The 21,367-nt window shown below is 71.5% G+C and carries 22 protein-coding genes; 9 read left to right on the top strand and 13 right to left on the bottom strand.

The annotated features are described in order from the left end of the window. Window positions 1-46: 46 nt before the first annotated feature. Window positions 47-637 (bottom strand): lytic polysaccharide monooxygenase auxiliary activity family 9 protein, encoded by a 591-nt coding sequence (locus ACMXN5_RS41460; RefSeq protein ID WP_395796271.1) that lies wholly within the window; start codon window positions 635-637, stop codon window positions 47-49. Between the two features lie 227 nt (window positions 638-864). Then, complete coding sequence (locus ACMXN5_RS41455) at window positions 865-1,593, bottom strand: FadR/GntR family transcriptional regulator (RefSeq protein ID WP_439680040.1); 729 nt, start codon at window positions 1,591-1,593, stop codon at window positions 865-867. Between the two features lie 153 nt (window positions 1,594-1,746). On the opposite strand from ACMXN5_RS41455, the gene ACMXN5_RS41450 reads away from it, so the two are divergent. The 4 genes from ACMXN5_RS41450 (at window position 1,747) to argS (ending at window position 6,235) form a co-directional block, all read left to right on the top strand. Then, window positions 1,747-2,301, top strand: coding sequence for a gluconokinase (locus ACMXN5_RS41450; protein ID WP_439680039.1), 555 nt, complete (start codon window positions 1,747-1,749; stop codon window positions 2,299-2,301). Beyond that, window positions 2,298-3,695, top strand: a complete 1,398-nt coding sequence (locus ACMXN5_RS41445; RefSeq protein ID WP_380034895.1) for a GntT/GntP/DsdX family permease — start codon at window positions 2,298-2,300, stop codon at window positions 3,693-3,695. The genes ACMXN5_RS41450 and ACMXN5_RS41445 overlap by 4 nt, the downstream gene beginning before the upstream one ends. Window positions 3,696-3,838: 143 nt before the next feature. Then, the gene (locus ACMXN5_RS41440; protein ID WP_439680038.1) at window positions 3,839-4,447 is read left to right on the top strand and encodes a TetR family transcriptional regulator C-terminal domain-containing protein; all 609 of its coding nucleotides are present in this window, start codon (window positions 3,839-3,841) and stop codon (window positions 4,445-4,447) included. A 63-nt stretch (window positions 4,448-4,510) separates the two neighbouring features. Next, complete coding sequence (gene argS / locus ACMXN5_RS41435) at window positions 4,511-6,235, top strand: arginine--tRNA ligase (RefSeq protein WP_439680037.1); 1,725 nt, start codon at window positions 4,511-4,513, stop codon at window positions 6,233-6,235. A gap of 119 nt (window positions 6,236-6,354) precedes the next feature. Here the strand turns inward: argS and ACMXN5_RS41430 are convergent, their stop codons facing one another. Further along, window positions 6,355-7,173 carry a hypothetical protein gene (locus tag ACMXN5_RS41430; RefSeq protein ID WP_439680036.1) on the bottom strand — a complete coding sequence of 273 codons (819 nt, stop codon included), beginning with the start codon at window positions 7,171-7,173 and terminating at the stop codon, window positions 6,355-6,357. A 4-nt stretch (window positions 7,174-7,177) separates the two neighbouring features. After that, window positions 7,178-7,843, bottom strand: a complete 666-nt coding sequence (locus ACMXN5_RS41425) for a papain-like cysteine protease family protein (protein WP_439680035.1) — start codon at window positions 7,841-7,843, stop codon at window positions 7,178-7,180. Window positions 7,844-8,080: 237 nt separating this feature from the next. Here ACMXN5_RS41425 and ACMXN5_RS41420 point away from each other — a divergent pair, with 237 nt between their 5' ends. Both ACMXN5_RS41420 and ACMXN5_RS41415 read left to right on the top strand, forming a co-directional pair. Further along, window positions 8,081-9,016, top strand: coding sequence for a hypothetical protein (locus ACMXN5_RS41420; protein ID WP_395796264.1), 936 nt, complete (start codon window positions 8,081-8,083; stop codon window positions 9,014-9,016). 102 nt (window positions 9,017-9,118) lie between these two features. Beyond that, entirely contained in the window at window positions 9,119-10,060 is a 942-nt protein-coding gene (locus tag ACMXN5_RS41415) for a ribose-phosphate diphosphokinase (protein ID WP_439680034.1), read from the top strand. 18 nt (window positions 10,061-10,078) lie between these two features. Here the strand turns inward: ACMXN5_RS41415 and ACMXN5_RS41410 are convergent, their stop codons facing one another. The 3 genes from ACMXN5_RS41410 to ACMXN5_RS41400 all read right to left on the bottom strand — a co-directional run bounded on the left by ACMXN5_RS41410 (window position 10,079) and on the right by ACMXN5_RS41400 (window position 13,466). After that, window positions 10,079-11,023 (bottom strand): DUF6114 domain-containing protein, encoded by a 945-nt coding sequence (locus tag ACMXN5_RS41410; RefSeq protein WP_439680033.1) that lies wholly within the window; start codon window positions 11,021-11,023, stop codon window positions 10,079-10,081. A 72-nt stretch (window positions 11,024-11,095) separates the two neighbouring features. Next, entirely contained in the window at window positions 11,096-11,752 is a 657-nt protein-coding gene (locus ACMXN5_RS41405; RefSeq protein WP_439680032.1) for a DUF6230 family protein, read from the bottom strand. A 223-nt stretch (window positions 11,753-11,975) separates the two neighbouring features. Beyond that, a complete protein-coding gene (locus tag ACMXN5_RS41400; RefSeq protein WP_439680031.1) occupies window positions 11,976-13,466 on the bottom strand; it encodes an MFS transporter in 1,491 nt (496 codons plus the stop codon). A 232-nt stretch (window positions 13,467-13,698) separates the two neighbouring features. Here ACMXN5_RS41400 and ACMXN5_RS41395 point away from each other — a divergent pair, with 232 nt between their 5' ends. Together ACMXN5_RS41395 and ACMXN5_RS41390 are read left to right on the top strand one after the other, a co-directional pair. After that, window positions 13,699-14,022 (top strand): ArsR/SmtB family transcription factor, encoded by a 324-nt coding sequence (locus ACMXN5_RS41395; RefSeq protein ID WP_380007287.1) that lies wholly within the window; start codon window positions 13,699-13,701, stop codon window positions 14,020-14,022. A gap of 111 nt (window positions 14,023-14,133) precedes the next feature. Next, window positions 14,134-14,334, top strand: coding sequence for a hypothetical protein (locus tag ACMXN5_RS41390; protein WP_380007291.1), 201 nt, complete (start codon window positions 14,134-14,136; stop codon window positions 14,332-14,334). Between the two features lie 69 nt (window positions 14,335-14,403). On the opposite strand, the gene ACMXN5_RS41385 is transcribed toward ACMXN5_RS41390, so the two are convergent. Both ACMXN5_RS41385 and ACMXN5_RS41380 read right to left on the bottom strand, forming a co-directional pair. After that, window positions 14,404-15,333, bottom strand: a complete 930-nt coding sequence (locus ACMXN5_RS41385; protein ID WP_439680030.1) for a TIGR03619 family F420-dependent LLM class oxidoreductase — start codon at window positions 15,331-15,333, stop codon at window positions 14,404-14,406. Window positions 15,334-15,385: 52 nt separating this feature from the next. Continuing rightward, a complete protein-coding gene (locus tag ACMXN5_RS41380; protein WP_439680029.1) occupies window positions 15,386-17,101 on the bottom strand; it encodes an amidohydrolase in 1,716 nt (571 codons plus the stop codon). A 97-nt stretch (window positions 17,102-17,198) separates the two neighbouring features. Between ACMXN5_RS41380 and ACMXN5_RS41375 the strand changes: the two genes are divergently transcribed. Further along, the gene (locus ACMXN5_RS41375; protein ID WP_439680028.1) at window positions 17,199-17,891 is read left to right on the top strand and encodes a type 1 glutamine amidotransferase; all 693 of its coding nucleotides are present in this window, start codon (window positions 17,199-17,201) and stop codon (window positions 17,889-17,891) included. A 115-nt stretch (window positions 17,892-18,006) separates the two neighbouring features. On the opposite strand, the gene ACMXN5_RS41370 is transcribed toward ACMXN5_RS41375, so the two are convergent. The 4 genes from ACMXN5_RS41370 to ACMXN5_RS41355 form a co-directional block, all read right to left on the bottom strand. After that, window positions 18,007-18,168 (bottom strand): hypothetical protein, encoded by a 162-nt coding sequence (locus ACMXN5_RS41370; RefSeq protein ID WP_439680027.1) that lies wholly within the window; start codon window positions 18,166-18,168, stop codon window positions 18,007-18,009. 144 nt (window positions 18,169-18,312) lie between these two features. Beyond that, window positions 18,313-19,593, bottom strand: a complete 1,281-nt coding sequence (locus ACMXN5_RS41365) for an MFS transporter (RefSeq protein ID WP_439680026.1) — start codon at window positions 19,591-19,593, stop codon at window positions 18,313-18,315. A 9-nt stretch (window positions 19,594-19,602) separates the two neighbouring features. Beyond that, on the bottom strand, window positions 19,603-20,169 hold the full coding sequence (locus ACMXN5_RS41360; protein WP_439680025.1) for a GNAT family N-acetyltransferase: 567 nt from the start codon (window positions 20,167-20,169) through the stop codon (window positions 19,603-19,605). Next, window positions 20,170-21,354 (bottom strand): type III PLP-dependent enzyme, encoded by a 1,185-nt coding sequence (locus ACMXN5_RS41355; protein WP_439680024.1) that lies wholly within the window; start codon window positions 21,352-21,354, stop codon window positions 20,170-20,172. Window positions 21,355-21,367 lie beyond the last annotated feature (13 nt).

Below are 21,367 nucleotides of genomic sequence, written 5' to 3'. Positions count from 1 at the left end.
TGCCGTCCGAATCGCCCGGGTTATTCGGGCTGTTCGGGCTGTCGGATCAGAGCGTCACATCCGTGCACTGGTAGAAGGCGTTGCCGGTGTCCGCGACGTCCCAGACCGCGAGGACCACGGCCCGGCCGCTGCGCCCGCCGGGGATCGTGCCGGTGTGCGAGACGACGGAACCCGGCTGTACGCCGTTGTAGGGGACGGTCAGGAAGGGGGTGCTCTCCAACTGGGCCCGGGTGATCTTCTGACTGGGGGACCAGCTCGCCTTGGTGATGAAGTAGCGGAACGACGTGGTGGCGTGCCGCGCGGTGAGCTTCCAGGTGAAGGTCTTGCTTGAGCCGGAGGTCAGCTGGGAGGTCGGCCACGCGCCGCCACGCGGGTCGTCCAGTTCGGCGAAGCGGCTGTTGCCGCCCGCACACAGGGTGCCGTCGGCGGGACCGCGGGTGGGGAAACCCTTGGGGCCCTCGACGCTCTGCGGCTCCCATTGGATCTCGCCGCAGTTGGTGACGGTGCCGTTGGCGCAGTAGGCGGCCCGGCTGGGCGGGCTGGTGACCCACCCGTGGCCGCTGGCGGTGCCGGCCAGGATCAGGGGAACCGAGACGGCCGGTACGGCCATCGCCGTCAGGATGGTCCTTGTACGCATGGAACTCTCCTTGGGGACGAGTGAATGCGAAGGACGTTCGAACGGTCCGGGTCCGCGTCGCACGCCTCATTTCACCGCGTGTTCACATCCGTATTACCTTCCTCAAGTTAAGAGGTCCAGACCAATCGGTCAATGGTTCGGATGCCGGTGCGGGCAACGAAGTCCCTTTTGGTACAAGGTGGTTGGGGATCTTCGGGGGGATATCGGGGGGTTGGTGATCCCCGATGTCAGCCGCGCCCGGCCGGTTGCCCGGATTCCGGTGCCAGCACCTCGAGTTCGGCCATCGCCCCGACGGTGATCTCCCGGGTCAACCGCTCGGCGGCGACCGCGTCGCCCTCGCGGATCGCCTCGGCGACCCGCACGTGCAGAGTGACGGCCGGCGGGTCCGGGTCGGGGAACATCACGTGGTGGTGGGTGCGTCCGCTCAGCACCTCGGCGACCACGTCGCCCAGGCGGGCGAACATCTCGTTGCCGGACGCGGTGAGGATCTCCCGGTGGAAGGCGATGTCGTGCACGAGATACGCCGCCAACTGCCGACCGCGCGAGGTGGAGACCATGCCGAGCGCATGCCCGGTCAGCGCGGCGCACTGGGCCGGCGTGGCGAACCGGGCGGCCAGCGCGGCGGCGGCGGGCTCGATCGCCGAGCGCAGTTCGGTCAGCGACCGCAGTTGGCGCGGACGGTCGGCGCCGGCCAGGCGCCAGCGGATCACGTACGGGTCGAAGACGTTCCACTGCTCGGGCGGGCGCACGGTGACCCCCACCCGCCGGCGCGACTCGACCAGTTGCATGGATTCCAGCACCCGCACGGCCTCGCGGACCACGGTGCGGGAGACCTCGAAGCGCTCTTCCAGCTCGTCGGTGCGAAGCACCGTGCCGGCCGGGTGGGCGCCGGCCGCGATGGCGGGCCCGAGGGATTCCAACACCTTCATATGCAAGCCCCGGCCCTCGTTCTCCATGGCGTCACCCTACTGGGCGGGGCCCGCCGAGTAGGTGAGATTATGTATGACTTAATTGCATCGAGGGCTTGATTAAGTACTACCTATAGGTTTGGGTATGGGACGGCGCCCGAGCACGAGCCGGGCCGGCCGGGCCGAGACAGCGAGGTATCGATGAGCGCACCCCACGTCGTGGTCGTCATGGGTGTGTCCGGCACGGGCAAGTCCACCGTCGGCCGCCTCCTGGCCGCCGAACTGCGGGTGCCCTACGCCGACGCGGACGACTTCCACCCGCCCGCCAACATCGCCAAGATGTCGGCCGGGATCCCGCTGGACGACGTGGACCGCGCACCCTGGCTGGACGCCATCGGCGACTGGCTCGGCGCGCACGCCGACACCGGAGGCGTGGTCGGCTGCTCGGCCCTCAAGCGGGCCTACCGCGACCGGCTGCGCCGCGCCGCGCCCGACGCGATCACCGTCCACCTCTCCGGTGACCGCGCCCTGATCGCCGAGCGGCTGCACGAGCGCACCGGCCACTTCATGCCGGAGACGCTGCTCGACTCGCAGTTCGCCGACCTGCAACCCCTGGAGCCGGACGAAGCGGGTGTCTCCCTCGACATCACGCCCGGCCCGTCCACCCTCACCGCCCAGGCCGTCGCCGCGCTGCGCCGCCTGGAGACACCACGCAATCCGGACACGCACCGGAATCCGAATCAGGGAACCCCATGAGCACCATCGACCTGCCGGCACTGGCGGCGGCTCCGGCCGCGCCGATCACCTCGGCCGGACACGCCCAACTGGGCCTGGCCGTTCTCGTCGGCATCGGCGTCATCGTCCTGCTGATCGGCAGCCTCAAGCTGCACGCCTTCCTCGCCCTCACCATCGGCTCGCTCGTCCTCGGCGCGGTCGCCGCCGCGCCGATGGACAAGACGATCGCGAGCTTCACCTCCGGACTCGGCTCCACCGTCGCGGGCGTGGGCGTACTGATCGCGCTCGGCGCGATCCTGGGCAAACTCCTCGCCGACTCCGGCGGCGCCGACCAGATCGTGGACACCATCCTGGCCAAGGCGAGCGATCGCACCATGCCGTGGGCGATGGCGCTGATCGCGGGCATCATCGGCCTGCCGCTGTTCTTCGAGGTCGGCGTGGTCCTGCTGATCCCGGTGGTGCTGCTCGTGGCCAAGCGCGGCAACCACTCGCTGATGCGGGTCGGCATCCCCGCCCTGGCCGGGCTGTCCGTCATGCACGGCCTGGTCCCGCCGCACCCCGGGCCGCTGGCCGCGATCGACGCGATCCACGCCGACCTGGGCGTGGTGCTCGCGCTCGGCGTGGTGGTCGCCATCCCGACGCTGGCCATCGCCGGCCCGCTGTTCGGCCGCTACGCCGCCCGCTGGGTGGACATCGCACCGCCGGAGCAGCTCACCCCGGAGCGGCCCTCGGAGGAGTTGGAGCGCCGGCCGAGCTTCGCCGTCACCGTGTCCACCGTGTTGCTGCCCGTCGTACTGATGCTCGGCAAGGCCCTGGTCGACATCGTCGTGGACGATCCCGCCGACCGGGTCCAGCGGGTCGCCGACGTGGTCGGCTCACCGCTGATCGCGCTGCTGTCCGCGGTGCTGGTGGCGATGTTCACCCTCGGCCGGGCGGCGGGCTTTCGCCGCGACCGGCTCGCGAGCACCGTCGAGAAGGCGCTGCTGCCGATCGCCGGGATCCTGCTCATCGTGGGCGCGGGCGGCGGCTTCAAGCAGACCCTGGTCGACGTGGGCGTGGGCCGGATGATCCTGGACATCTCCGAGGACTGGTCCATCTCGCCGCTGCTGTTGGCCTGGCTGATCGCGGTCGCCATCCGCCTGGCCACCGGATCCGCGACGGTGGCCACCATCTCGGCGGCCGGCCTGGTGGCACCGCTGGCGGCGGACATGAGCACCACGCACACCGCCCTGCTCGTGCTGGCCGTGGGCGCCGGGTCGCTGTTCTTCAGCCACCTCAACGACGCCGGGTTCTGGTTGGTCAAGGAGTACTTCGGGATGAACGTCGGTCAGACGATCAAGACCTGGTCCCTGATGGAGACGATCATCTCGGTGGTCGCGGGCGGCTTCGTGCTGTTGTTGTCGCTGGTGTTGTAGCCCGACGAAGGTCGTGGCGTGACCCGACGACGGTCGTGTCGTGGCTCACCAAAGGTCTGGACCAATCGTCGGGTCGACGGACGCCGCCCGCGCCCCGGCACCGGGTCCACCGGAATCGCCCGGTCAGGCCGTAGGCTGCCGGTATGTCGGGTCCCCGGGATGCAGCTCGTGACGAGGACCGGGTGCGCGCCGCCGCCTTCCGACTGGTGGTCGCGGGCGGCGGCGCGGCGGTGGCGCCCGAACGGGTCGCCGCCGCGCTCGAACCGCCCGTGGCCGACCTCGGCCTGGCCGACGCCGACGACGTCCTGCTCGCCGCCGTCCACTGGTCGCACCGGCGCATCGCCCGGCGCTTCTTCGACCTCACCGCCGGCCGCTTCGGCCTGGCCGCGCTGCGGGAGGGCCTGACCGACCTGCTCCCGCTCGACGCGGGCCGGGTCGACGAAACCGTCCTGGAACTGGCCGTGTGGCACCGGGCCCGGGTCAGCGCCAAGGTCGCCGAGAACAACCGGCGCGAACGCGAGGACCTGCGCGTGATCGTGCGCGGCGTGCTGGCCGACGCCCGCGACGACGGCGAACTCGTCGACGGCGTCGACGTGGACGCCGTCGCCGCCTGCCTGCTCGCGCTGATCGACGGATTGAGCGTGCACGTCCTGCTCTACCCCGATCGCGTGCCGGCCGCGACCGCGGCCCGCACTCTCACCGCCGAACTGGACCGCATCACCCGGCCGGCCCCGCCCACCGACGATCGCTGAGCGGCCGGGCCGGCGCCGGAAATCCAGGTGAGCGAAGCACGCGGGGTCGGCTAACTTCCGGGCATGGTCAATCCGGAGAAGCTGCTCATCGAGCGGCTGGCCCCGGCGTTCGCACAGGTCGCGGGTACGCCCGTCGATCCGTCGATACGCCGCGGCCGGCACGCGGATTTCCAGTGCGACGGGGCCCTGGGCCTGGGTCGACGACTGGGCCGCGACGCGCGTGAGGTCGCGGCCGACGTACTCCGACTGGCCCGACTCGACGACCTGTGCCCGACGGCCCGCGTCGCCGGACCCGGCTTCATCGAACTCGACCTCGACCCCGCCCGGCTCGGCACACTGCTCGCGGACATCGCCGCCGATCCCCGGCTCGGCGTGCCGCGCACCGATCGCCCCGAGACCGTCCTGGTCGACTACTCCGGCCCCAACACCGCCAAGGAGATGCACGTCGGCCACCTGCGCTCGACGATCATCGGCGACGCGGCCGTGCGGATCCTGGAGTGGCAGGGCCACACCGTGCTGAGGCGCAACCATCTCGGCGACTGGGGCACTCCGTTCGGCATGCTCATCGAGCACCTGCTCGACGTCGGCGAGGCCGAGGCCGCGCACGAGTTGTCCGTCGGCGACCTGACCGGCTTCTACCAGGCCGCCCGCCGCGCGTTCGACGCCGACGAGGCGTTCCGGGAGCGCTCGCGCCGGCGGGTGGTCGCGCTCCAGGCGGGCGATCCGACCACGCTGCGTCTGTGGCACGTGCTGGTCGCCGGGTCCAAGGCGTACTTCACCACCGTCTACACCCGCCTGGGTGTGCGACTCACCGAGGACGACTTCTTCGGCGAGAGCCACTACAACGACCGACTCCCGTCCGTGCCCGAGGGGTTGGCCGAGGCCGGGCTGCTGCGCGAGAGCGAGGGCGCGCAGTGCGTCTTCCCCGACGGCTTCACCAACCGCGAGGGCGAGCCGCTGCCGCTGATCGTGCGCAAGAGCGACGGCGGCTTCAACTACGCCGCCACCGACCTGGCCGCCGTGCGGCAGCGTGTGCGCGAGGAGGGCGCGACTCGGCTGCTGTACGTCATCGGCGCGCCGCAGCGCGAGCATCTGGAGATGGTCTTCGCGACCGCCCGGTCCATGGGCTGGCTGACCGCGCCCACCCGGGTCGAACACGTCGACTTCGGCTACGTGTTGGGCGATGACGGCCGGATCCTGCGGACCCGGGCGGGGGCGTCGATCAAGCTGGTGGACCTGCTCGACGAGGCGGTGGCCCGGGCGCGGGCGGCGATCGACGGGAAGAACCCGGACCTGGACGCGGAGACCCGGGCTCAGGTGGCCCGCGCGGTGGGCATCGGCGCGGTCAAGTACGGCGACCTGTCGGCGGATCGGCGCAAGGACTACCGCTTCGACTACGACCGAATGCTCGCCTTCGACGGCAACACCGCGCCGTATCTCCAGTACGCCCGGGTTCGGAGCCTGTCGATCCTGCGCCGAGCCGGCGTCGAGACGCCGGACCCGAGTGTCGTGCCGATCGTGCACGAGCCGGCCGAACGGGAGTTGGCCCTGCGCCTGCTCGCGCTGCCCGAGGTGATCGAGGAGGTGGGTGCGTCGCTGGACTTCCACCGGCTCACGCAGTACCTGTTCGCCCTGGCCACCGCGTTCACCACGTTCTTCGAAAGGTGTCCGGTACTGCGCGCGGAGCCCGGGATCCGCGACTCCCGGCTGATCCTGTGCGACCTGACCGCCCGCACCCTGGCGCTCGGCCTGGACCTGCTCGGCATCGAGGCGCCCGACCGCATGTAGTGCGCGCAGCGCGAAAGGGCCTTCCCGGCAAGGGAGTCGGCGGGGGTGGAGACCCGACTCCCCGACGCCGGGAAGGCCCTGCTCACGCCGCCGGCAACCGCACCGGCGTCAACCCGGGTTCAGGAACGGCGCCGCCGCACCCGCACCACGGCGCCGCCCAGACCCGCCACACCGAGCAACCCGGCCGCGGCAAAGGCGGTGGGCGCCACGCCGAACGGGTCGTCGCCGGTACCGGACCGCGCCGCACCCGGGTCGGTGGGCCCGAAGCCGCCCGCCAACCCCTTCGCGTCGTAGCCGGAACCGGGCAACTTGTCGGCGTACGCCCGGTGTACCCGCCGCTGGTAGGCCGCGACGGTGGTCCCGCCCGCGCCGATCGCGTGCTCGGCGTCGGCGTTGAGCGGCGACACCCGGTCGCCGGACTGTACGTACCAGGCGTTGATCTGCGGCTCACGGAAGACCACCCCGCCGGGTGCCAACCTCGCCCCGGTGGCGACGTAGCGGGCCTCGTCGTCACCCTCGGCGATGTTGACCACCTGCGGGCCCTGCGCGGTGTCGGCCGTCCAGACCGACGCCCGGCGGCCGTCCGCGGCGACCGCCGTGCCGGCCAGGAACTCCCGCCGGGCGATCGGTACCGCCGCCGCGCCCGGTCGGGCCGCGACGAACTCCGGGGACAACATGTACACGGCGACCACGTCGCCGTCGATCCTGGGCGCCGCGTCGGGCGCCGCGAGCGCGCCGTCCCGGGCGAAGAACCTGGCCAGCGTGTCCAACGTGCCCGGCGCGGCGACCACGTCCCGGGCCGCGCTCACGCTCGCCGCGTCCGGCGCCGACGGCGCGGGGACGGATGCGGCGTGCGCGGCCTGGGGGTTGAGCGTCAGGGTGAGCGCCGCGGCCAGGGTGCCGGCCGCGAACAGACGCTTGATGGGGCCTGTGGTCATGGCGTCACGCTCCGATCCGGTAGAGCGAGTGGGTCCAGGAGAACTGGTTGTTGTTCACGTACCAGTTGTGCGACGCCCAGTTGTAGCGGGTGCTCGACGGCCACGGGTCGCCCCAGTAGACCCAGCTCTGCGCGGTGTCGTAGCCGTAGATCACGTGCATGTGCCCGCCGCCGGACGACCATTGGATCCGGGTCTCGATCGGCCGGTTGGCGTTGATCTCGGTCTGTACGGTGCTGTACTGGAGCCAACCGTTGACATAGGAGCCGGAGTTGATCCCGGCCCAGTCCAGCGCGTTCTGCACGTTGCCCAGGTCGGCCTGGGAGTTGGGGCACTCGGTGTTCTGGGATCGGCCGAATGCCGCGTTGCAGAACTGGTTCTGGCTGTAGCCGCGGCCGTACCAGGTCGCGATCGTGTTGCCGGCTCCCGCCCAGCACCAGTTGCTCTTCTGCTGGGCCTGCATGGTGATGTTCAGCCGCTTGGCGCCGAGCGCGACCGGCGCCGCGACGTCGGTCGCGACGGAGGCGGAAGCGGAGCCGGAGCCGGCGGTGGAGGCGGCGGAAGCCGCCGACGGCACCGTGAACAGCGCGGAGAGCAGGGCGACCACGGCGAGGGTCACCGCGGCACCGCGCCGACCGGACGCGGGGCCCGTGCGTGGGGACGTTCGAGTCATGGCGTTCCTTCCGTAACGGAGGGACGGGGGGTGGAACGTGGCGCGCGTCCGGACGCTGCAAGGTGGAGCATCGGGTGTTGTCGTGGTGTCTTTCAAGACGCTTCAATGCGGGGTGAAGCGGTGGTGTGAACGTCTCGACCGGCGTGTGAACGACGTACGACCGGTCGACCGGGACACCTCGGCCGGGACCGCCGGCCCCGACCGGACGGCCGTGAACGTTCACAAGGGAGGCGAGCGATGTCGCGGACCGATACCCGACCCGATCCGGTCGAGGCGGAACTGGCGAGGGCGTTGCGCGCGGGCCCGTTCCATCTGGCGTTGCGCGCGGCACTGGCCGCGCGCGGCCTCGCCCTGCACCGCGTGCAACACCGGCTGGCCCAGCGCGGCGTACACGTCGGGGTGACCAGTCTCAGCTACTGGCAACAGGGCGCCCGGCGCCCGCAGCGCGCCGAATCGTTGCGCGCCGTACGGGCGTTGGAGGAGGTCCTGGAGTTGCCGCCGCGTGCGCTGACCCGGCTGCTCGAACCGCCGACCGGCGAGCGCACCGCGTCCCGGCCGTATCGCGCGGTGGTCGAGGAGTCCGGCTCGCTGGGGCGGTTGCTCACCGATCTGGAGTCGCCGGCCGACGGCGGACTGCACACCGTCTGCCAGTTGGAGCGGGTCCGGGTCGGCCCGGCCCGCGAACTCCAGGGCCGCGCCTCGCAACACGTGGTGCGCGCGCACCGCGACGGGGTGGACCGCTATCTCGCCATCCACGTCGGCGACCCGGGCTGCGCACCCGAGCGGGTACGGGTGCGGGCGAACGAGAACTGCCGGGTGGGCCGGGTGCGGTGGAGCGCCGATTCGGCGGTCCTGGTCGCGGAGTTGTTGTTCGACGCGCGGCTGCGGGCCGGTGACACCTACGTGTTCGGCTACGGCTTCGAGGACGGCACGGGCGGACCGAGCAAGGAGTACGTCCGCGGATTCACCTTCCCCTGCGGGCAGTACGTGCTCCAGGTGCGCTTCGACCCGGCCGCACTGCCCGTGCACTGCCGCCGCTTCACGCAGAGCACGGCGACCGCACCGCGCGCCGGCCGACGCGACCTGACCCTGAACGGCCGCCACTGCATCGTCCACCTGGCCGAACAGGACGTCGGCCCGGGTCTGCTCGGGATCGGCTGGGACTGGACCTGAGCGGCGGCCCGGCGTACGCCTCGGGGCGGATTCGGCGGCTCGGCCGCGGGCCCATAGCATGTGGCGGGCATGCCGAAGCACTTCACGCAGAAGGAGCACCACGTGCGAGAGATCGCCGTGTTCAGTGGTAGCGCACACCCCGAGTTGGCCGCCCAGGTCTGCGCGCAACTGGGTGTCCCGCTCAGCCCCACCCGGGTGAACAGATTCGCGAACGACTGCCTCGAGGTGCAGCTTCAGGCCAACTGCCGTGAGCACGACGTCTTCCTGATCCAGCCGCTGGTCGCCCCCGTGCAGGAGAACCTGGTCGAGCTGCTGCTGATGTGCGACGCCGCGCGCGGCGCCTCGGCGGGTCGGATCACCGTGGTCATGCCGCACTACGCGTACGCACGTTCGGACAAGAAGGACGCGCCGCGCATCTCGATCGGCGGCCGGTTGGTCGCCGACCTCATGGTCGCCTCGGGGGCGAGCCGGGTGCTGGCGATGACCCTGCACTCGCCGCAGGTGCACGGGTTCTTCTCGGTCCCGGTCGACCACCTGCACGCGCTGCGCGAGTTGGCCGCCCACTTCCGCCGATACGACCTGTCCAACACCACCGTGGTCTCCCCCGACCTGGGCAACGCCAAGGAGGCCGCGGCCTTCGCCCGGATGCTCGGCGCCCAGGTCGCCGCCGGGGCCAAACAACGGTTCGCCGACGACCGGGTGGCGATCAGCTCGGTGATCGGCGAGATCACCGGCCGTGACGTGATCGTCCTGGACGACGAGATCGCCAAGGGCAGCACCGTCCTGGAACTCCTGGAGCGGTTGCGCGAGTTGGACGCCCGCTCGATCCGTGTCGCGTGTACCCACGGGCTGTTCGCGGCGGGCGCGCTCAAGCGCCTGTCCGATCAGTCCGACGTGCTCGAAATCGTCTGTACGAACACCGTCCCGATCCCCGCGGAGGAACACACGGACAAACTGCGGGTGTTGTCCATCGCCCCGGCCCTGGCCGAGGCGGTACGCCGAATCCACAACGGGGAGAGCGTCAGCGCGCTGTTCGACATGTGACGGTGGCGCCGAACCCGCTCAGGTGAGCTTCAGGTCCGTGGTGATCCGGTCGGTGCGGACCAGCGCCTGTTCGGCGCGGACGTCGGTCATGAACACGAACGGCGGGATGATCGGCGGCAGCGGCAGGCCGTCGGCCGCGAAGTCGAGGCAGAGCAGTCCCTCGATGCAGCCGTGCAGCCTGGTCAGGTAGATCCGGACGTGCCCGTCCAGGTCGAGCCGGGTGGTGTCGATGCGCATCCCCGGTCCGGCGCCGTCCCGGGTGGACAGGCGATAGTCGCGCAGGCGGGCCGAGTCCATGGTCAACACCAGTACGCGCAGCGGCCCGCGCGCGGTGTCGAGGGTGGTCACCCCGGCCAGGGCGAAGCCGACCGGGGCGAAGAAGCTCGCGGTGATCGCCGGAGGTGTGGCGCCGACGACGACGCGCTCGGCCGGCGGCGCGGCGGTGATGGCGGTGGCGGTGGTCCGGCCACCGCCGTGTACCACCGCTTTGGCCCGGTTCTCGCCCGGTCCGAGGATGGACGCGACGACCAGCAGGGGCAACAACACGGCCATCGTCACCGTCTCGCCACCGGTGGACACCCGGTTCGGCCGCCACGCGACGCCCATCGCGCTGCCGAGCACGCCGAGCAGCATGCCGAGCAGGAAGCCGCCGAGGTTGGCCGCCACGAATGACGAGATCGAGACGATCATCGCGAAGATCCCGACGAAGTGCCGGTGTCGGGCCGCGAACCACATGAACAGCCCGGCGACGATAAGGATCACCCCGATCGCCAGGCTCGCGATGCCGGCGATCCCCAGGCTGATCATCACCGGCAGCGGGGACAGCGGGACGGCCAGGATCTCCAGGCCGCCCGCGATCAGATACACCCCGCTCCAGAACGGCCGGGTGCGCCGCCATCGGCGCACCACCCGCCGCTCGGCCCGAAACGGCAGGTACCGGTCCAACCTCGATCTGGGCTCCATGTCGTTCCGTCCTCCGGAGGTGACGTGCGAGCGCAAGCGGCAGCGGCAGTGGCTGCGGCGGTGGGATCGGAATCAGAAGCAGCCGGCGCCGTCGAGGCTCACCCCGACGCGCAGGCCCCGGAGGTTGAACGTGCCGCCGGTGGCCGACCAGGCGTGCGAACGCACGCCGGCCACCGAGACGTCGCCCGCCTGGAGGCCGAACGTGCCGCGCTCGCCCTGCGCACCGGGCACCTTGTCCAGGGTGGACGCGTCGCGGCCGATCTCCACGGTGCCGAACTGCGCGTCGCCGACCAGGTCTTCGGCGCTGATGATCAGGTTCTTCGCGGTCACCGCCCCCGCGTCGCCGCCGGCGGTGAGCTTGAACGTGATCGTCCCCAGCGGGGTCTTGACCTTGGCCGACTGGCAGATGTCGCTCAGCGTCGCGTCGCCGACGGCGAGCATCGAGACCGGGTGTCCCTTGCCGTCGAGTGAGGTGTTGGTGCTCACGTAGGACGACAGGCCGGTGCTGCTCAGCTTGCCCGAACCCACCTGGAAGCTGGTCCCGGACACCGCGAACGAGGCGGCGAGGGCGCCCTGTGCCATGGCCAGGGTGAGGACGCCGACCACGCCGACACCCACCGCGCCGAGCGCCGCCGCGCGCCGCCAACTCGTGCCGCCCTCGTCGGCCTCCGCCGACGGGCCGCCCGTACCGAGGTCGCGTTCCGATGCCGAGCCGTTTCGTGCGGACACTGTGTTCCCCTCTCGTGGGACCGGGCCGTTCACGAGTCGCCGAGACAACACGCACGCACGCGAGTGGGCCGGGACGCGTCGCGGGACATCGGGGCGGGGCAGCGGGGCGGGGCCGGATTTCGGTGCCGCGGGGCGATGCCGTGGGACGCGGAGCGGAGCTGCCTTCGACGCTGTGCGTATATACCGTGCCGGGCCCGAGAGTAGGCGCTGTTTTGAATAAAAGTCAACGGACTTTCGGGAACTTTCCGGCGTCCTCCTCAAGCGCCGAACGGGCTGCGATGTGGGACCGGGTGGTGGAGTGGCGGCGTAGGGCCAGGGTGGCCAGGATGCCGATGGCCATGCCCGCGGCGGTGAGCAGGACGACTACGAACTCACCGTCGGCGGTGGCCGTTCGCAGGGCGGCGCCGGACTTGCCGTCGGTGCCGATGTCGGCGATGGCGGTGAACACCGCGAGGCCGATGGCGTTGCCGAGGTTGAGGGTGGTGGAGGCGATGCCGTTGGCGACGCCCTGCTCGGCGGGAGCGGTGCCGGTGGCCGCGGCGATCCACATGGCGGTCCAGACGATGCCCTGCCCGATGCCGGAGACCACGAGTCCGGGTACGAGCAGGCCATAGCCGGCGCCCTCGTCGAAGCCGACGGCGAGTACGGCGGTACCGATCGCGCCGATCACGAAGCCGATGATCAGCGTTCGGCGATTGCCGAACCGGGTGGCCAGGCGCTCACCGAGTTGGGTGCCCGCGGCGATGGCGACCGAGGGGATCAGGAAGGCGAGTCCGCTCTCCAGCGCGCTGTAGCCGTGCACGCTCTGCAGCAGCACGGTGAGGAAGTAGGGCAGCACGCCGAAGGTGGCCATGTAGATGAACGTGATGCCCATCCCGACGGTGAGGCTGCGATTGCGGAACAGCCGGAACGGCATCAGCGGGTCTCGCGTGCGCGCCTCGACGGCGGCGAACGCCACGAGCAACAGCACGGCCAGGACGAACGCGCCGACGACCCACGGGCTGCCCCAGCCCAGTTCGGGACCCTCGACCAGGGCGGCGACCAGGAGGGTGGATCCGCCGGTGACGCCGAGCGCGCCGGGCAGGTCGAACGGGCGGCGGATACCCCGGGCCGGGTCGCGGGGGATGACGAACAGCGCGGCGAGCGCGGCCAGTCCGGCGAGCGGGACGTTGACGAAGAACACCGCGGGCCAGCCGAAGTTCTCGGTCAGCACGCCGCCGAGCAGGGCGCCGATGGTCAGCCCGCTCGCGCCCGCGCCGCCCCACACCGCGAGAGCTCGATTACGCTTCGGGCCCTCCTCGAACAGGGTGTTGATCAGCGACAGGGTGGCCGGCAGCAGCAGTGCGCCGCCGATGCCCTGGATCGCGCGCGCCACGATGATCGTGCCGGAGTCGGGCGCGAGGCCGCCCGCCAGCGAGGACAACGCGTAGACGAGCAGGGCCGTCACGAAGGTCCGGCGTCGGCCGAGCAGGTCCGCGGCGCGCCCACCGACCAGCAGGAAGCCGCCGGCGAAGACGACATACGCGCTGACCACCAACTGCTGGGTCTGACCGGGGAAGCCGAGGTCGTCGCCGATCTCGGGCAACGCGACGAACACGATGTTGAGGTCGAGGGCGTAGATCAGCTGCGCGAGGGCCAACAGGGCCAACGTCCAGCCGAGGTGTCGCCCGCCGGCGGCGGCCCTCGGCGGTGTCGGCGCGGAGAGAGTGGACATGCGGATACGCCCCTTCGTGGGTTGGGTGGGTCGGGTCGCGGGGTGGTTCCGGCATTCGACGGGCGGGGTCGCCCGGCCAAAGCCGACCGTACGAATGATTGCGTACAGTCGGACTGTTCGGCAAGGCCCCGGCTCGCGAGAACCGCCGCCACGGGACCATGCGGGACCACATCGGCGCAGGTCATCCGGCTTGTCCGCAGGGATTGTTCGAATGTCGCGGTACAGTGGGAGCATGAGCTACCGTCACCCGGACCGCGATCAGATCCGGATCGAGAGCGTCCTGTCGGCACTCGGCAACCCGCTGCGACTCGGCGCGGTGCGGGTGCTCGACGCGGGCGGGGAACACAACTGCGGCAGCGTGCTCGCCGTGCTGGGCGTGACCGCGAAGTCGACGATGACGCACCACTGGCGCGTATTGCGGGACAGCGGCGTGATCACCCAGGAGCCCTCCGGTCGGGAGAACCTGCTCTCGCTGCGCCGGGCCGACCTCGACGCCCGCTACCCGGGCCTGCTCGACGCGATCCTGAGCGGCGCCCGCACCGACGCCGACGAGTAGGCCCCGGCTCCCTCGCCCGGGGCCGCCGCGAACGGCGCAACGCGTGGTGTCCGATGTGCGTCGGTCGGGTACTACCACCGATCTCCGGTATCACGGCGAGAGAAGTGTGCGATGGAGATCGGTACGAAGGTCAGGGCGATCACGGCGCTCGGCGGCGGACTTCGCCAGGAAGTGCCCGCGGACGCCGAGGGCTGGGTGGTGGCCAACCGGTTCGGCGGCGAGATCGAGGTCGCCTTCACCCTCCCGGGTCTGCTCGGCGGTACCCGTACGGTCAACGTCCCGGTGGACCCGATCCACGTGGCACCGGTCTGAGCGGCGTCAGGGCACCCCGAGGCGCCGGGATCAGGCGGGGTCGCGCACCACCCGGCGCGCACGCGGGGCTCACATCGTCGCGACGCGTCGGACGATGTCGCGGCACAGCGTGCCCACTTCGGCCAGGTCGTCGGTGTACTGGGAGGGCTTGACGCAGATCGTGCCGAAGCCGCGCGCCAGTTGGCCGGGGATGGACTCCAGGGCGGGTTCGATCGGCGCGGGGCTGTGCGCGTCCGGGAAGGTGGGCCGGATCCCACCGACCATCTCCAGGGCGTCCGCATCGCGTCCGGCCGCGCCCAAAGCGGCACGCAGGTCGGTCAGTTCGGCGTCGGTGGGCCGGCCGAGCGGATGGAAGCCGTGGCCGTACCGGACCAACCGGCGCAGTAGCGCGGGATGTACCGAGCTGCCGCCGATCCACAGGCGCGGGCCCGATTCCCGGTAGGGCTTGGGCACCAGGTAGGCGTCCTCGAAGCGGTAGTCCTCGCCGGCGAAGGAGGCCGGGGTGTCCCGCCACAACACCTTCCAGGCGGCCAGGTGTTCGTCCAGGAGCCGGCCGCGGCGCTCGAACGGGACGCCGAGCGCGGCATATTCGGGCGGGTGCCAGCTCACGATGGGCTGTACCACCAGACGTCCCTCGGCCAGCAGGTCGAGGGTGGCCAACTGCTGGGCCAGCGCGAGCGGATGGCGCAGCGGCGCGATCACTCCGGCCGCGATCAGGCGCAGCCGGGTGGTCCGCGCGGCGATGGCGGCGAGCAGGAGCAGCGAGTTCGGCCACGGCGTCGCCGGGTCCTGGTTGCCGGGGAGGGCGTACTCGCGCGGATTCGCCATCAGCCCGTCGGCGTCCGAGCCCGGGCCGAGCACGATGTGTTCGCTGACCATGACGCCGTCGAACCCGGCGTCCTCCGCCTCGACCGCCATGCGGACCAGGGCGGGCAGGTCGCGGGGGTCGGTCAGGGTCCAGTTCTCGCTGAGCACGAGGATCATGCGGGGCGCGGGCATGGCGGTCCTTACGTCGGGCATGGGGCATTCGGGCAAGGGGCGTCGGGGCGGGTCAGGCCGAGTACACGATCCGGCCGTCGAACACGGTGAGCGCGACCGGAAGTTCGGCGATCTCGTGCGGGGTCGCCGTGGTGAGGTCGCCGGCCAGGACGCAGATGTCGGCGACCTTGCCGACCTCCAGGGAGCCCTTCCAGTCCTCGGCGAAGTCCTGGCGCGCGGCGTTGATCGTGTACGCGCGCACCGCCGTGGCCAGGTCCACACACTGCTCGGGGCCGCTGGGTTTGCCGGTCGCCTTCGACTCGCGCAGCATCATCGCGGACACCCCTCGGCGCCAATCGGGGTGGGTGATCGGCGCGTCGGAACTCGCGGTGACCGCGATGCCGGCCTGCACCGCGCTGCGCACCGGCCACTGGTAGGCGGAGCGTTCGGGGCCGACCACGCCGTCCATCAGGTCGGCGATCGTCCATTTGATCGCCGGGTTCATGTTCACCCCCCAGCCGTGCTCGGCGAGAGTGCGCAGGCTGCGCGGGGTGCAGAAGTCGCCGTGGATGACGTAGTGACGCTCGTCCTCGCGCGGGTGGGCGTCGGCGGCCTCCGTGAACGCCTCGACGAGGGCGTCGATCGCCTGATCGCCGGTGACGTGCACGCCGATCTGGTGGCCCGCCGCGTGGGCGTGGCGCACGATGGTGCGCAGTTCGTCCACGCGCAGCGCGTCGGTGGAGCCGTGCATGCACAGGCAGCCGTTGCCGCCGCCGACGTACTCCTCGTGCATCCACGCGGTCCGGCTCGGCGGTATCCCGTCCGCGAAGACCTTGACCCCGAGCACCCGCAGGAGCCGGGGGTCCAGGTCGCCGATGCCCTCGGGAAGCGGCGCGGCGAGGCGTTCGGGCAGTACGTCGGCGGCCTCGCCCATGGCCAGCGGCAGCAGCAACACGCTGACCCGCGCGTCGAGTTCGCCGCTGCGCGCCAGGTCGGCGTAGACCGCCAGGGTCTCCGCGCCGGCCGCGCCGAGGAAGAGCGAGCCGCCGCCGGGGCCCAGGCCCGGCTCGGTGAAACCGGTGATGCCCTCGGCGTGACAGATGGCCACCGCCGCGCGGATCGCCCGTTCCCGATCGGCCCGGGTCATCGGCGGTACGGCCGCGTTGACCAGGTTCTGCGCGCCCTCGCGGAGCAGGCCGGTGGGTTCGCCGTCGGGGTCGAGTTCGATGATGCCGCCGGGCGGGGCGACGGTGTGCCGGTCGATGCCCGCCAGTTCGAGGGCGCGGCTGTTCAGCCAGGCGGTGTGTCCGGTGAACTCGTAGAGCAGGACCGGGCGATCGTGCACCACGGCGTCCAGGTCCCGGCGATGCGGCGTACGCGGGCCGGAGCCGCCGGCCGACGGCGGCCCGCACTCGGCGAGGTAGCCGACGTCCCAGCCGTTCCCGATCACCCAGGCGTTTGGTGGCAGGGTCGCCGCGTGTCGGGCGACGGCGGCGGTGATGTCGGCGATCGAGCCGACGGCGGGATGGGACACGTCGACCGCGAGCGGCGGGCGGGTGGCGCCGAACGCGCACGCGTGCAGATGCGAGTCGTCGATGCCGGGCAGCGCACTGCGGCCGGCCAGGTCGATCACCGTCGTGTCGGGACCGATCAGCGGCCGGATCTCGGCGTCCGAGCCGACCGCGACGATCCGGCCGGCCCGGACGGCGAGCGCCTCGGCGATGGTGAACGCGGCATCGACGGTGAGTACCCGACCATTGATCATGACGAGATCGGCGCCGACCGACATGGAGGTCTCCTAACCCGATATTATTTGAGGCCAAACGATATGGATCGAACCCGGCCGCCACAAGACCTCGGGCCGGATCGACGGAAGGAGAGCTCGGGTGCGTGCCCTGATCATTCGCCACGACCACCCCTCACACGCCGGATTCGTCGGCGTGCGACTGGCCGAACGCGGCTTCGAGTCGCACGACGTGACCGTCGTCCCCGACGAACGTTTCCACTCTCCCGACGTCCGGTTCGCCTTCCCGAGCCCGACCGACTTCGACGTGATCGTGGTGCTCGGCGCGCCGTGGTCGGTCTACGACACGGCGACGATAGGCACCTGGGTGGGCGACGAACTCGATCTGCTGCGCGAGGCGGTCGCGGCGGACGTCCCGGTCCTGGGCATCTGCTTCGGCGCCCAGGCGCTGAGCGCGGCGCTCGGCGGCACGGTCGAGCCGGCCCCGAAGTACGAACTCGGGTGGCACCGGGTCGAGACCGACGATCCGAACCTGATCGCCGCCGGGCCCTGGTACCAGTGGCACTTCGACCGGTTCACCGTGCCGCCGGGCGGCCGGGAGATCGCCCGCTCGACGGTCGGGCCCCAGGCGTACGTCGTCGGCCGCTCGATGGGCGTGCAGTTCCATCCCGAGGTCACCCCGGACATCGCGGCCGCGTGGTTGGCCCACGGCGGTGCCGACCAGGCCGCCGAACTCGGCCTGGACGGCGAGGATTTGCGGCGGAGCGAGGCGGGTGCGCGGGAGCGGGCCGCCGCGCTGGTGGACGCGTTCCTGACGGAGGTCGCCAAGCTCTGAGCAACGGGCGTCCCGGACGCCTCTCGGCGAACGCCCGGGGTCGGGTGCTCACCGAGAGGCGTCCTCGGGCGTGGGCCCGCGTCCCGGAGACCTGCTCGGGACGCGGGCCGGTGGCCTACGCCCCGGCGCGGATCAGCACGAAGCCGATTCCGGTGAGGGCTGCGGCCAGGGCCGCGAGCAGGATCGGGGAAAGGCCGACGCCGGTGCCCGGGAGCGGCTTGGGCGTGGGCGCGGGCGGGGACGGCAACAGCGCGGGGCATTGGTACGCATTGCTCACCGCGGCGGGTCGCGCGTCCGGCGTCGTCGATCGCCCGGCCGTGCGCCGCAGACGAGGAAGCCCCGTCGCCCGCCTTCTCGTAAGCGGGTGACGGGGCTTCCGTCCGTGTCGTGGCTCGTCGGCCACGGACCGGGCTCGCGCGGGTTACGCGGATGCGTCGGTGAGTGGGGTGCGGTCGGCGGGGGCGGGTGCGGGGGTCGGGGCGGGCTCGACGTCTGTGTTCATGTCGACGTCGGTATCGGCATCGGTCACGCTCGGCCAGTGGATCTGCGTCGCGCAGACGGAGACCAGGAGGGCCGAGACGGCGACCGCGCCCATCCCCCACACGAGGCTGCTGCCGCTCGCGATGAAGCCGATCAGGGCCGGCCCGGCCAGCAGGCCGGTGGTACCCATCGCGGCGACCAGGGCCAGTGCGTCCGAACCCGCGCGCGCCGCCGCGACGTACACACACGGCGTGACGGCGGCCACGCCCAGGCCGACGCACGCGAAGCCGATCAGCGCCGGCACCACGCCGCCGACCAGGAGCGCGACCGCCAACCCGGCACCGGCCAGCACACTTCCGGCCCGGACGATCCGCCCGTCGCCCCAGCGGGTGCGCCACCCGTCGGCGAAGACCCGGGCGAGCACCATCATCACCGAGACCACGGCGATGCCCAGCGGGGCCACCTCGGCCGACGCGTGCACGACGTCCTTCATGTACAGCGCCGACCAGTCGTTCATCGCGCCCTCGGTCACCGTGCCGAAGGCCATCGCGCAGCCCATCCAGATGGTGATCCGCGACGGCATGCTCAATCGGCGCCGGCCCGCGGGCGCCGGCTCGTCAACGGCCGGCTCCGGTGCGGCCTTCGGCGCCGCCTCGTCCTCGGTCAGCAGCCCGGGCCGGGCGTAGCCGATCAGCAGCGCCAGCAGTACGGCGGCCACCGCGAAGTGCGCGGCCAGCGTGGAGGTGAGGGCGTTCATCCCCGAGGCGAGCAGCGCGGCGCACAACGACCCGCCGCTGAACGTGGCGTGCAGCTTGGCCATCGCCGTGCGCTGGTACCGCACCTCGAGCGCGGCGCCCTGTGCGTTCATCGCGACGTTCAGACAACCCACCGCCACCCCGTCGAGGCAGATGATCAGCAGCGCCACGGGGTAGTTCGGCGCCACCGCCAGGGCGAGCAGCAGGACACCCAGGGCGAGCGCGGACAGCAGCGCGAGCAGGCGCGAGCCCAGGCGCCGGGTCAGGATCGCGACGAGCGGGAACGAGGCCGCCGCCCCGGCTCCGCAGGCCATCAGCAGCAGACCGACCTCGGCCTCGCCCAGGTCGAGCTTGCTCTTGATCGCGGGCAACCGTGACGCCCAGGTGGCGTACTGGAGTCCGAGAAAACAGAACAGTGCTGCGATCGCCACCTGTGCCCGGCGGAAATCATCGCGAACGCGAAACATGTGATCGGCCTACTTCGTCATCCGAGGGTGATCCGCGCGACGGATCGTCGATGGTCCGCGCCGGTCCGGGCGGGGGTCCGCGGCGACCGGCATGGACATGTACACCGCGTCCGGGCCGTAGCTCGCGGGGAGAGCGATCTCGCGCAGGGCGTGGAACCCCCGCGCCGACCAGAACCCCTCGCTGCCGCCGACGGAGACGAGCGAGATGCGCTGGTATCGCTTGGCACGCGCCGCGGTGGTCACCCGGCGCAGCAGTTCGCCCGCCAAGCCGTCGCCGCGGTACGCCTCGCCGACCACCAGGTCGTGCAGGTGCAGGTTGCGCGAGTGGAAGACCACCTGCTCCTCGCGGTCCAGGTCCGGGTATTGCCCGACCGGGTAGGGCAACGACAGGACGTAGCCCGCCACTTGCCGACCGACCTCCAGTACGAAGCAGGTGGCCGGCGAGGAACGGGCCCGCGAGCGCAGCGCGGCCCGTCCCTCCGACAGTGCGGCGTCGGCATAGGTACCGGCTTCCAGAGCGACGATGTCGTCCCAGTCGCCTTCGGTGATGTGCCGAATACGCACGTCGTGGTCCATTTACACCAGACCTTCCACGGATACGTCGACGCAGGTGTACGGCAGCGGGGCGAACCCGTTGAAGCCCTGTGTGGTGTAACTGGTGGCGTAGGCGCCGCTGGAGAGGATCCACACCGGATCCCCCGAGGCGACCGCCCTGGGCACCTGCACGAGGTCGCCGTCCGACCCGAAGGCGTCGTCGCTGTCGCAGGTGGGCCCGGCGACCACGGCGGGCACGTACTCGGCGCCGCCGTGTGTGGGGAACACCAGGCGGTACTGGAGTTCGTCCATCTCGTACAGGCCATTGAACTTGCCGCAGCTCAGGTACAGCCAGTTGCGGCGTTGTCCGTCGGGCTGTTCGCGCGTGGTCAGGCGGGACACCCGGGCCCGGATCGCGCCGTTGTCGGCGACGAAGTAGCGCCCCGGCTCCATCAGGAAGTCGAGCGGCACGACGGACACCCGGCGCAGCCGGCGGATGCCCTCACGGATGACCTCGAAGATCTTGTCCAGCGGGGGTTCCAGCGGTTGACCGTGTCGGTCGAGGTAGCCCAGCGCCGGGAGTCCGCCGCCGAGGTTGACGTGGTCGGGGTGGATCCCTCGCCGGTTCAGTGCCGCGAGGGTGTCCGCGATCCGGTCGAACGCCTCCTGCCAGCCCTCGGTGGTCATCTGTTGCGAGCCGACGTGGACGGACAGCCCGGCGGGGATCAGACCCTCGGCGCGGGCCCGTTCCAGGATCCGCAGGGCGTCGGCGCCGGAGCAGCCGAACTTGCGGCTGAGCCCCCACAGCGCGCCCTCCCCGCTGGTGGCGAGGCGGCAGAAGACCCGGGAGCCGGGGGCGTGCGCGGCGATCGCGGCGACGTCCTCGATGCTGTCCGTGGCGAAGTCGCGGATGCCGAGCCGGTACGCGTCGGCGATGTTGCGGTCGGACTTGATGGTGTTGCCGTAGTGGATGCGGTCCACGGGTACGCCGGTCTCGATCGCCTGCGCGATCTCCTGCGGGCTGGCCGCGTCGAAGCCCGCTCCCTGGCGGGCGAGGCAGCCGAGCACCTCGTCCACGGGGCAGGCCTTCATCGCGAATCGCACGGCGATGTCGGGGAGTTCGCGGATCAGCGTGTCGTAGCGTTCTTCGATGCCCGCGATATCGAAGACGATCAGGTCGTCGTCGGCGGTGGCCAGGGCGGCGCGCATGTGTGCGTTTACGTGCATGATGTCGGTCCGG

Origin of the sequence: Embleya australiensis (assembly GCF_051903075.1) — a bacterium.
GTDB lineage: Bacteria > Actinomycetota > Actinomycetes > Streptomycetales > Streptomycetaceae > Embleya.
This window is presented reverse-complemented; position numbering and strand designations above follow the sequence as displayed.